This is a genomic window from Modestobacter excelsi (assembly GCF_005930495.1).
Taxonomy (GTDB): Bacteria; Actinomycetota; Actinomycetes; order Mycobacteriales; family Geodermatophilaceae; genus Modestobacter; species Modestobacter excelsi.
On record NZ_SJEX01000053.1, the window covers coordinates 25,044 to 35,638 of the forward strand.

General features: G+C 74.2%; 12 protein-coding genes and 1 tRNA gene. 8 read left to right on the top strand and 5 right to left on the bottom strand.

The features are described 5' to 3' along the window. Positions 1 to 60: 60 nt before the first annotated feature. Together FHL80_RS16650 and FHL80_RS16655 are read left to right on the top strand one after the other, a co-directional pair. Complete coding sequence (locus FHL80_RS16650; RefSeq protein WP_138734496.1) at positions 61 to 621, top strand: hypothetical protein; 561 nt, start codon at positions 61 to 63, stop codon at positions 619 to 621. A 52-nt stretch (positions 622 to 673) separates the two neighbouring features. Then, complete coding sequence (locus tag FHL80_RS16655; RefSeq protein WP_246078736.1) at positions 674 to 1,972, top strand: MFS transporter; 1,299 nt, start codon at positions 674 to 676, stop codon at positions 1,970 to 1,972. A gap of 3 nt (positions 1,973 to 1,975) precedes the next feature. On the opposite strand, the gene FHL80_RS16660 is transcribed toward FHL80_RS16655, so the two are convergent. Together FHL80_RS16660 and dcd are read right to left on the bottom strand one after the other, a co-directional pair. Beyond that, on the bottom strand, positions 1,976 to 2,749 hold the full coding sequence (locus tag FHL80_RS16660; protein WP_138734497.1) for a class I SAM-dependent methyltransferase: 774 nt from the start codon (positions 2,747 to 2,749) through the stop codon (positions 1,976 to 1,978). Positions 2,750 to 2,823: 74 nt separating this feature from the next. Next, positions 2,824 to 3,432, bottom strand: a complete 609-nt coding sequence (gene dcd / locus FHL80_RS16665; RefSeq protein WP_138734498.1) for a dCTP deaminase — start codon at positions 3,430 to 3,432, stop codon at positions 2,824 to 2,826. A 139-nt stretch (positions 3,433 to 3,571) separates the two neighbouring features. Here dcd and FHL80_RS16670 point away from each other — a divergent pair. Together FHL80_RS16670 and FHL80_RS16675 are read left to right on the top strand one after the other, a co-directional pair. Next, positions 3,572 to 3,642: transfer RNA gene (locus FHL80_RS16670), tRNA-Gly, on the top strand. 38 nt (positions 3,643 to 3,680) lie between these two features. Then, entirely contained in the window at positions 3,681 to 4,229 is a 549-nt protein-coding gene (locus FHL80_RS16675) for a GNAT family N-acetyltransferase (RefSeq protein WP_216870805.1), read from the top strand. Positions 4,230 to 4,271: 42 nt separating this feature from the next. Here the strand turns inward: FHL80_RS16675 and fdhA are convergent, their stop codons facing one another. Continuing rightward, complete coding sequence (gene fdhA, locus FHL80_RS16680) at positions 4,272 to 5,498, bottom strand: formaldehyde dehydrogenase, glutathione-independent (protein ID WP_138734499.1); 1,227 nt, start codon at positions 5,496 to 5,498, stop codon at positions 4,272 to 4,274. Positions 5,499 to 5,765: 267 nt separating this feature from the next. On the opposite strand from fdhA, the gene FHL80_RS16685 reads away from it, so the two are divergent. From FHL80_RS16685 to dhaM, 4 genes are read left to right on the top strand one after another with little or no spacing between them, the layout of a single operon-like run. Beyond that, positions 5,766 to 6,665, top strand: coding sequence for an MIP/aquaporin family protein (locus FHL80_RS16685; protein ID WP_138734500.1), 900 nt, complete (start codon positions 5,766 to 5,768; stop codon positions 6,663 to 6,665). A gap of 29 nt (positions 6,666 to 6,694) precedes the next feature. After that, positions 6,695 to 7,696, top strand: a complete 1,002-nt coding sequence (gene dhaK / locus FHL80_RS16690) for a dihydroxyacetone kinase subunit DhaK (protein WP_138734501.1) — start codon at positions 6,695 to 6,697, stop codon at positions 7,694 to 7,696. Positions 7,697 to 7,698: 2 nt separating this feature from the next. Continuing rightward, the gene (gene dhaL / locus FHL80_RS16695) at positions 7,699 to 8,343 is read left to right on the top strand and encodes a dihydroxyacetone kinase subunit DhaL (protein WP_138734502.1); all 645 of its coding nucleotides are present in this window, start codon (positions 7,699 to 7,701) and stop codon (positions 8,341 to 8,343) included. 5 nt (positions 8,344 to 8,348) lie between these two features. After that, positions 8,349 to 8,759, top strand: coding sequence for a dihydroxyacetone kinase phosphoryl donor subunit DhaM (gene dhaM, locus FHL80_RS16700; RefSeq protein ID WP_138734503.1), 411 nt, complete (start codon positions 8,349 to 8,351; stop codon positions 8,757 to 8,759). Here dhaM and FHL80_RS16705 read toward each other — a convergent pair. Together FHL80_RS16705 and FHL80_RS16710 are read right to left on the bottom strand one after the other, a co-directional pair. Further along, positions 8,756 to 9,787 carry a type III polyketide synthase gene (locus FHL80_RS16705; protein ID WP_138734504.1) on the bottom strand — a complete coding sequence of 344 codons (1,032 nt, stop codon included), beginning with the start codon at positions 9,785 to 9,787 and terminating at the stop codon, positions 8,756 to 8,758. The genes dhaM and FHL80_RS16705 overlap by 4 nt on opposite strands. A gap of 85 nt (positions 9,788 to 9,872) precedes the next feature. Next, on the bottom strand, positions 9,873 to 10,565 hold the full coding sequence (locus tag FHL80_RS16710) for a methyltransferase domain-containing protein (protein WP_138734505.1): 693 nt from the start codon (positions 10,563 to 10,565) through the stop codon (positions 9,873 to 9,875). Between the last annotated feature and the right edge of the window lie 30 nt (positions 10,566 to 10,595).

Here is a 10,595-nt window from a genome sequence, read left to right on the forward strand (position 1 = left end):
AGGGGGACGGCCGTTGGTGCGGGAGGACGGCGCCGGACCGGGCGCGGGGATGATGGACCCGTGAGCTCCTTCTTCGGCGGGGTCCGCGGGCGGGAGGACCCCGAGCTGGCGGCCGGCAACCGGCGGACCCGGATGCACTACGCCCGCGACGTCAACGACCAGCGGGCGCTGGCCAACGACACCCCGCCCATCCGGCGCGGCCGGAACTGGACCTGGTTCGCGGTCGCCGCCGTCGTCATGGGGGTGCTCGGCTTCGCCGGCAGCCGGGGCGCCGAGGAGGTGCCGATCACCGCCGACTGCGACACCCCGGCCATCGCCGTCGCGAGCAGCCGGGTGACCGCCGGGCAGGCGCTGCGCTTCCGGCTGACCGGGCCCGACGACACCGACTACGTGCTCACCCTGGACGGCGCCCCGGTCCGCGGGGACGCCGGGAGCACGGTCTCCTACACCCCGACGGCAGCCGGGCCCGCGCTGCAGCTGCAGCAGTGCCTGAGCCCGACGCTGCTGCTGGCCGCACCGGCCGGGGACGGTCCGCACGAGCTGGCCGTGCTCCGGCTCGCGCCCGACGGCAGCACCACGCGGGCCGCCGCGGTCACCCTCACCGTGAGCGGGACGCGCTAGCAGCAGGGGCCGTGTCCGGCCGCTCCGCGCGGCTGGAGGAAGATGGCCGGACGTGACCGCCACCGCGCCGCCGAGACCGCCCGTGCCACGCCGGGTGCTGCTCCTGGTCGGGGTCGCCATCGTGCTCACCGGGCTGAACCTGCGCACGGCGGTGAACTCGGTCGGGCCCGTCCTGCAGGAGATCGAGGACGGCCTGGGGGTCTCCTCCGCCGCGGCAGGCGTGATCACCACCCTGCCGGTGCTGTGCTTCGCCGCCCTCGGCTTCGCCGGGCCGCCGCTGGCCGCCCGGTTCCGCGACGGGCACGTGCTCGCCGCGGCACTGCTGATGATGGCGCTCGGCCTGCTCGGCCGGGCGGCGGCCGGCTCGTTCGCACTGTTCCTGCTGGGCACGGCGGCCGCGATGACCGGCGGCGCGCTCGGCAACGTGATGCTCCCCAGCCTGGTCAAGCGCTGGTTTCCCACCCGCACCGGGCTGCTGGTCAGCGCGTACGGCACGGCGATGGCGATCGGCGGCGCCTTGGCCTCCGGCTCCACCGCGGCCATCGCCGGCCGGATCGGCGAGGGCGGCTGGCGGTGGGCACTCGCGGTGTGGGCGGTGCTGGCCCTGGTGGCCGTGGTGCCCTGGCTCGCCGTCCCGGCCCAGCCGGTCGCCGCCACCGGCCGGCCCGCCTCCGTCCGGATGCGCTCGCTGCTGCACAGCCGGCTGACCTGGGCGATGATCGTGGTGTTCGGGCTGCAGTCCACGCAGGCCTACATCATCATCGGCTGGACGGCGCAGTACCTCCGCGACCAGGGGATGTCCGCGTCGTCCGCAGGCCTGCTGGTCGGGCTGAACGCCGTGATCTCGATCCCGGTCAACGCGCTCGTCCCGCCACTCGCCGTCCGCCAGCGCCTGCAGCGCCCCCTGCTCGTCTCCTTCGTCTGCTTCCTCGTGGCCGGCTGGTCGGGGCTGGCGGTCGCCCCTCTCACCGCCACCTGGGTGTGGGTCGTCCTGCTCGGCCTGGGGCTCGGCACCTTCGCCATGGTGCTCACCCTGATGGGGCTGCGCGCCCGGACGCCGGAGTCCACGGCGGCGCTGTCGACCGTGACCCAGGGCGGCGGGTACGTGCTCGCCGCCGCCGGGCCGCTGCTGGTCGGCGTCCTGCGCGGCAGCACGGGCGGCTACACCGGGATGTTCGTGGTGGTCTTCGCCGGGGCGGTCCTCCTGCTGCTCGCCGGCTGGGGGGTCTGCCGCGAGCGCTACGTCGACGACGAGGTCGCCGGGCTGGCCGCCGGCGCCGCGGACGGCTCGTCCGGGCCGACCGTCGAGGTCGCCGGCGCCGAGCCCCCGGTGGTCGTCACGGAGCGCTGAGCGTCAGACGGGCAGCTGCAGGGCGCGGAGGAGCTCGGTGGACCGGTCGCGCGGCACCTCGGGCGAGCGGGTGAGCAACGCGACCGCCACCACGTAGGAGCCCTCGCCCGCCCAGCCGTGGCCCTCGGCGGTGAGCCGGGCGATGTGCTCGGCGACCTTGGGCTCCCCGCTGTACGCGCCGAACTCCAGCCCCATCGCCAGGAAGTTGGCCACCCGGTAGCCCAGCTCGCCGGCCGCGGCCACGGTCGCCGCCGGGTCGGAGTAGCTGGGCAGCGCCACCAGCAGGTGGTCGAAGCCGGCCTTGAGCAGCCGCAGCACCAGGTCGTTGCCGTACCAGCCGCCCCACAGCTCCGGCATCAGGATGTCGCCGTCCGGCGCGGGGATGTAGGGCGGGTTGGCGATGACGGTGGAGGTGTGCGCGCCGTCCGGGGAGTCGGCCCAGGCGAAGAAGTCGCCGAGTTCGACGGTGTACCGGTCGCTGACCCCCAGGTCGTCGATGGTCCGGCGGGCGCGCGCGACCGAGCCCGCGCTGATGTCGGTGCCGTGCACGGTCAGCCCGGGGACGGCGCGGACGACGTGCGCGATGGCCCGGGCGTCACCGCTGCCCAGCTCGGCCACGCCCTCGCTCTGCCACGGGACCACGGCGGCGTACTGGGTGAGCAGCAACTGGACCGAGAACGCGTAGTGCGCCGACTCCTCGGCACAGTCGAAGGAGCTGTTCCCGGCCCGGTCGCCCGACGGCTGCGGCAGCAGGAGAGCGGTGTCCCGGGGGTCCATGGCAGCCTCTGTACCCCGGACAGCTGTCCGTCATCCGGCCCCGCACCAGAGTTCATCCGGCCGTAGGACGCCCGTCAGGTGGGGAGCCCGTCCCCCGAGGCGGCGCGCCGGGTCTCGGCCCGGCTGAAGTTCCGGAACGACCGGGACGGCGTGGGCCCCCGCTGGTCCTGGTACCGGGAGCCGTAGACCGCCGAGCCGTAGGGGTGCTCGGCCGCCGAGCTCAGCTGGAACAGGCACAGCTGGCCGATCTTCATGCCCGGCCAGAGCGTGATCGGCAGGTTGGCCACGTTGGACAGCTCCAGGGTGATGTGGCCGGAGAACCCGGGGTCGACGAAGCCGGCGGTCGAGTGTGTCAGCAGCCCGAGCCGCCCCAGAGAGCTCTTCCCCTCGAGCCTCGCGGCGAGGTCGTCGGGGATGCTCACGACCTCGAGCGTCGACCCGAGGACGAACTCGCCGGGGTGCAGCACGAACGGCTCGTCGCCGGCGGGCTCCACCAGCGTGGTCAGGTCGTCCTGCTGCTGGGCGGGGTCGATGTGGGTGTACCGGGCGTTGTTGAAGACCCGGAAGAACCGGTCGAGCCGGACGTCGATGCTCGAGGGCTGCACCATCGCGGCGTCGTAGGGCGCCAGGCCCAGCCGGCCGTCGGCCAGGGCGGCCCGGATGTCGCGGTCGGACAGCAGCATGGCGCGGAGTCTAGGGAGTCCCCCACCGGCCACGGCCACCTGCCGACCGGAGCCCACCGGGTTCGGGGGAGGAGCGGGGGTGTTGCTACGCTGTCTGCCGAAGCCACGAGCAGCGCGCGAACGCGCAGCTCAGGGCGTCGCGGGTGTAGTTCAATGGTAGAACATCAGCTTCCCAAGCTGACAGTGCGAGTTCGATTCTCGTCACCCGCTCTCTCGCGCTCCCACCGCCGTGCGGCCAGGCTGGTGCCGTGACCACCTCCGGCGTCCGGCTGCGGGCCGCGCCCACCGCCGACCTCTCCCCGGCCGAGCTCACCGGGCTCCGCGCCCTGCTGGAGGACGCCTTCGCCGGGCGCTTCGGGGACGACGACTGGTCGCACGCGCTGGGCGGCGTGCACGTGCTCGCCACGGTGGACGGCGAGCTCGTCGGGCACGGTGCGGTCGTCGTCCGGCAGCTGGTCGCCGCGGAGCGCACGTTGCGCACCGGCTACGTCGAGGCGGTCGCGACGGCCTCCCCCTGGCGCCGGCGCGGCATCGGCTCGGCGGTCATGGCCGAGGTGGAGCGGCTGGTCACCGGCGGCTTCGAGCTGGGCGCGCTGTCCTCCAGCCGGCAGGCGGTGGGGCTCTACGCCGCGCGCGGCTGGCACCGGTGGACCGGCGCCGTCGCCGCGCTCACCCCGGAGGGCATCGTGGACAGCCCCGGCGAGGCGGTGTTCGTGCTGCCGACGCCGCACACCCCGGCCGGGCTGGACACCTCTGCCCGGCTGGTCTGCGACTGGCGGCCCGGCGACCTGTGGTGAGGCCGGCCCGGGGCAGGTGCCCCGGGCCGGCTGGGACCGTCGCTAGGCCGCTGCGCCGCGGACCATCCCGTGCGGGTCGATGACGTACTTCTTCGCCGCTCCCGAGTCGAAGTCCCGGTAGCCCTGCGGCGCCTCGTCCAGCGAGATGGGTGTCGCGTTCACCGCCTTCGCGATCTGCACCCGGTCGTGCAGGATCGCCATCATCAGGCCGCGGTTGTAGCGCATGACCGGGCACTGCCCGGTGGTGAAGGAGATCGACTTCGCCCAGCCCGTGCCGAGCGAGAGCGACAGCGAGCCCACCTTCGCGGCCTCGTCGATGCCGCCCGGGTCGCCGGTCACGTAGAGCCCGGGGATGCCGATCGCCCCGCCGGCCGCGGTGACCTCCATCAGCGAGTTCAGCACCGTGGCCGGCGCCTCCTTCCCCGCGCCCTCGCCGTGCCCGCGGGCCTCGAAGCCGACCGCGTCCACGCCGGCGTCCACCTCGGGCACGCCGAGGATCTGCTCGATCTGGTCCTGCGGCGCGCCCTTGGAGACGTCGACGGTCTCGCAGCCGAAGCTGCGCGCCTGCGCCAGCCGCTCCTCGTTGAGGTCCGCCACGATCACCACGGCCGCGCCGAGCAGCTGGGCGCCGACGGCGGCGGCGAGCCCGACCGGACCGGCGCCGGCGATGTACACCGTCGCGCCGGGCTTCACCCCCGCGGTGACCGCGCCGTGGAACCCGGTGGGGAAGATGTCCGAGAGCATGGTCAGGTCCAGGACCTTCTCCAGCGCCTGGTCCCGGTCGGGGAACTTCAGCAGGTTCCAGTCCGCGTAGGGCACCGTCACGTACTCGGCCTGCCCGCCGACCCACCCGCCCATGTCCACGTAGCCGTAGGCGGCGCCGGGGCGGGCCGGGTTCACGTTCAGGCAGATCCCGGTCTTGCCCTCCTTGCAGTTGCGACAGCGCCCGCAGGCGATGTTGAACGGCACGGAGCAGATGTCACCGACGTCGATGAACTCGACGTCCGAGCCCTTCTCGACGACCTCGCCGAGGATCTCGTGACCGAGCACCAGGTTAGGTGGCGCGGTGGTGCGGCCGCGCACCATGTGCTGGTCGCTGCCGCAGATGTTGGTGGTGACCACCTTGAGGATCACGCCGTGGTTCAGCTTGCGCCCCACGTTGGCCGGGTTCACCCCCGGCCCGTCCTGCAGTTCCAGCTTCGGGTAGTCGGTCTGCTGTACCTCGACCTTGCCGGGCTCGATGTACGCAACGCCTCTGTTGCCTGCCATCAGTGAGCTCCTCCGTGTTGGTTGGACCGCTGCTGGGTCTGCCGCCTCCCCTGGTCCCTCCTCTCCGGCCGCCCGTCGGGAGGCTCGAATCCGACGAGTGTGCCCTGCCCGCAGCCGCCTCGCAGCACTCCGCCGCCTGGCTGGGCGTTCTCCGGCCGGCTGTCCGACGATGCGGGACGAACACCATTGCCGTGCGAGCTGGATCACTCCTAGCCTTCCCCCGCCAGGCGCATCCCGTGCCCCAACCAGCCTCCAGCGGAGGACACCGTGGTCGAGACCCCGAAGCAGCGCACCCTCGCGGCCGAACTCGCCGCCGAGTTCGCCGGCACGTTCATCCTCATCCTGTTCGGTGTGGGCGTCGTGGCCCAGGTCGTGGCCGGCGGCATCGGCGACCACGACAGCATCGCCTGGGCCTGGGGCCTCGGCGTGGTCCTCGGCGTGTACGTCGCGGCCCGGATCAGCGGTGCCCACCTCAACCCCGCGGTTACCATCGCCCTCGCCGCCTTCCGCGGCTTCTCGTGGCGCAAGGTGCTGCCCTACTCGCTCGCGCAGACGGCCGGCGCGTTCGTGGCCGCCCTGCTGGTGCGCTGGAACTACAGCGAGGTCATCGCCGCGATCGACCCGAACCACACGATCGACACCCAGGGCATCTTCTCGACGCTGCCGGGCAACGGCAGCCTGCCGGTGGGCACCTGGGGCGCCTTCCGGGACCAGATCATCGGCACGGCGATCCTGCTGTTCCTGATCCTGGCCATCACCGACCTGCGCAACACGTCCCCGGGCGCGAACCTGGCACCGTTCATCATCGGCCTGATCGTGGTGGCCATCGGGATGGCGTGGGGCACGAACGCCGGCTACGCCATCAACCCGGCCCGCGACCTGGGCCCGCGGCTGCTGTCCTACGTCACCGGCTACGGGAGCGCGTGGCGGGACCAGAACGGGGACATCTACTTCTGGGTGCCGATCGTGGGCCCGATCATCGGTGCACTCGTCGGCGCGCTGCTCTACGACCTGCTCGTCGGCCGCAACCTGCCCGTCTCCGACGAGGACCAGGAGCCCGGCCGGGCCCCCACCGACCCCGAGCTCGACGAGGCCCGCGGGCGGCACGGGACCCCCATCCCCCGCGAGGCCGACGCCGCCGAGCGGCGCACCGAGTCCCGCGGTTGACGGCGCCACTCCCAGACCCAGGAGCATCGATGAAGAAGCTGATCAACGACCCGGCCGACGTCGTCGCCGACGCCCTGCGGGGCATGGCGGCCGCGCACCCCGAACTGCGCATCGACCACGAGAACCGGGTCGTGTTCCGCGGTGACGCACCGAGGCAGGGCAAGGTCGGCCTGGTCTCCGGCGGCGGTTCCGGCCACGAGCCCATGCACGGCGGTTTCGTGGGCATGGGGATGCTGGACGCCGCCTGTGCCGGGGAGGTGTTCACCTCACCGGTGCCCGACCAGATGGTCGCGGCCACGAAGGGGGTGGACGGAGGCGCCGGGGTCCTGCACGTCGTGAAGAACTACACCGGTGACGTGATGAACTTCGAGATGGCCGCCGAGCTGGTGGCCGCCGAGTCCGGCACCGAGGTGGTCGCCGTCGTCACCGACGACGACGTCGCCGTGCAGGACAGCCTCTACACCGCGGGCCGCCGCGGCGTGGGCGTGACCGTGCTGCTCGAGAAGCTCGCCGGCGCGGCCGCCGAGGAGGGCCGGCCGCTGGCCGAGGTCGCCGACGTCGCCCGCACGGTCAACGCCCAGGGCCGCAGCATGGGCATGGCGCTGACCTCCTGCACCGTGCCGGCGGCCGGCAAGCCGACCTTCGACCTGCCCGAGGATGAGATGGAGATCGGCGTGGGCATCCACGGCGAGCCCGGCCGGCGCCGGGTGAAGCTCGCACCGGCCCGGGAGATCGCCGAGATGCTGGTCGAGCCGGTGCTCAGCGACCTGGAGTTCTCCGGCGGGGACGGGGTCATCGCCTTCGTCAACGGCCTCGGTGGCACGCCGCTCATCGAGCTCTACCTGATGTACGCGGAGGTCGCGCGGGTGCTGGAGAAGTCCGGGGTGACCGTCGCGCGGTCGCTGGTCGGTTCCTACATGACGAGCCTGGACATGGCCGGCTGCTCGGTCACGCTGCTGAAGGTGGACGACGACCTCGTCAGGCTCTGGGACGCCCCGGTGCGCACCCCCGGCCTGCGGTGGGGGGTCTGAGGGTGGCGGACCAGCTCGACGTCGCGGCCCTGGGAGCCTGGGTCCGCGAGTTCGCGCGGTCCATCGCGGAGCACAAGGACGAGCTCACGGCGCTGGACTCGGCGATCGGCGACGCGGACCACGGCGCCAACATGGACCGGGGCATGTCCGCGGCGGTGGCGGCGCTGGAGGCGTCGCCCCCCGCGGACCCCGCTGCGCTGCTCAAGCAGGTCGGGATGACGCTGGTCAGCAAGGTGGGCGGGGCGAGCGGACCGCTGTACGGCACGTTCTTCCTGCGGATGGCCGGGGCGCTGGGCCCCGACCCGGCGGACGACCAGACGTTCGCCCGGGCGCTGCGGGCCGGGCTGGACGGCGTCATCGCCCGGGGCAAGGCCGAGCCCGGGGACAAGACCATGCTGGACGCGCTGACACCGGCCTGCGACGCCCTGGAGGCCGCGCTCGCCGAGGGGCAGCCCTTCGGCGCGGCGCTCACGGCAGCCGCTGCGGCCGCCGGTGAGGGCCGGGACGCCACCGTGCCCCTGGTCGCCCGCAAGGGCCGGGCCAGCTACCTGGGCGAGCGCAGCGCCGGCCACCAGGACCCGGGGGCGACCTCGACCGCGCTGCTGCTGGACGCCGCGGTGACCGCGCTGTCCGGCAGCGGGGGCTGACGCCGGTGGCCCGGGTCGGGCTGGTCGTCGTCTCGCACAGCCGACCGCTCGCCGAGGCCGCCGTCACCCTGGCCCGGCAGATGCTGCCGAGCGCCGAGGTGGCCGTCGAGGTGGCCGCCGGCACCGACGACGGCGGGCTGGGCACCGACGCGGTCGCCGTCTCCGCGGCCATCACCGCGGCCGACTCCGGCGACGGCGTCGTGGTCCTCATGGACCTCGGCAGCGCGGTGATGTCGGCCGAGACGGCGCTGGAGCTCCTGGACGACGACGTCCGGGACCGGGTGGTGCTGAGCTCCGCACCGCTGGTGGAGGGCCTGGTCGGTGCGGTGGTGGTCGCCGCCGGGGGCGCGGACCGCGACCGCGTGGCTGCCGAGGCCCTCCGCGGCCTGGCCCCCAAGCAGGCCCACCTCGGCTAGCCGGCCGGCAGCAGCAGCGTCGCGTAGAGGGTGAGGCCGGGGCCGAAGGCCATCGCGACCACCGGGCCGTCGACGTCGCCCAGCTCCTCGAGCACGAGCAGCACCGTCGCCGAGGAGCAGTTGCCGTGCTCGGTCAGCACCTTGCGGGAGGCGCCCAGCTGCTCCTCGGTGAGGCCGAGGGTGTCCCGGACGACGTCCAGGATCCGCGGTCCACCGGGGTGGACCGCCCAGCCCGCGACGTCCTCGATCCGGAGGCCCGCCCCGCCCAGCAGCTCCTCGACCACCCCGCCGACGTGCCGGCCCAGCACGTCGGGCACCCGGGGCGACAGGCCCATCCGGAAGCCGAGGTCGGTGACGTCCCAGGTCATGTGGTCGGCGGTGGAGTGGTCGGTGCGGGCGACCATGCCGGCGACCCGGCGTCCGCCGCCGGCCCCGGGCTCCAGGACGACCGCGGCCGCGGCGTCGCTGAACAGGGCGTGGGTGACCACCTGCTCCAGGTCGGCGACGGCCGGCTGCACGTGCAGGCTGGTCAGCTCCAGGCAGAGCAGCACCGCCGGCCGGGACCGGGCCGTCACGAAGTCGCTGACCGCGGCGATGCCGGGCAGCGCCGCGTAGCAGCCCATGTGCCCGATCAGCAGCCGCTGCAGACCCAGCGGCATGCCCAGGTCACTGGCCAGCCGGATGTCCAGCCCCGGGGTGGCGTAGCCGGTGCAGGTGGCGACGGCGAACAGCCCGACGTCGCCCGGCGCCAGCCCGGCCGCGTCCAGCGCGCCGGCGACCGCCTGCTTGCCCAGCGGCAGCGCCTCGGTGACGTAGCGCTCCATCCGGGCGCCGGTGCCCCAGCCGGAGACGTCCTCGTCGACCGGGTTGACCACGGCGTGCCGCCGCTGGGCCCCGGCCGCCCGGAAGACCCGCTCGGCCGCGCGCAGCCCGGCGTACTGGGCGGCGAAGAACCCGTCCCAGACCTGACCCTGCTCGTAGGTCGCCGGCAGCGCGTGCCCGGCCCCGGTCACGACGGCGGCCGTCACCAGCCCGCCACCAGCAGAGTCCCGATCATGCCCCGACGGTACGTGCGGGTCCGGACGTGTGCCCTCCGGTGGCACCCGGCCGATCTCATCGGCGGGTGCCGTACCCGGCGAAGACCACGGCGGTGGAGCGCACCGGCTTCATCCGGACGACGGCCCGGCGACCGCGCCGCCAGGCGAGGAGGTCGCGCACCGAGGGCCGCAGCCCCACCAGCCGCAGGTCGATCCCGACGCCGTCGGCGGCGGCGAGCAGCCGGCGCCGGTCGACGAAGAGCGCCGGGTCGTGGATGCCGGCGGGTGGGCCACCCGGCACGTGCTCGCCGATGCGCACCAGGAGCAGGGCGGCGAGCCAGGTCGCCGGCAGCGCGTCGATGACCAGCACGCCGCCCGGCCGGAGCAGCCGCGCGCACTCCTCGATCACCGTGACGTCGTCGGCCACGTGCTCGAGCACCTCACCGGCGACCACCACGTCGGCGCACCCGTCGGCCAGCGGCACCGCGAGCACCGAGCCGCGCACCGGCCGGACGCCGTGCTCCCGGGCCACCCGCAGCCCGGCCAGGCCGAGGTCGACCCCGACGTGCCGGTACCCGAGCCGGGCGACGTGCGGCGCCATCAGCCCCCCGCCGCAGGCCAGGTCCACCAGCACGGCGTCCGGGTGCGCTGCCGGCGGGATGTTCTCGGCGCGCGAGGCGGCCAGCCAGTGCAGTGCCGCGAAGCCGCCCTGGCCCTCCCACCACTGGTCGGCCAGGCCGTCGTACTGGGCGGGGTCGTTGCGCAGCACCCGGCAGACGCTACTTCGTCCCGCCCGACC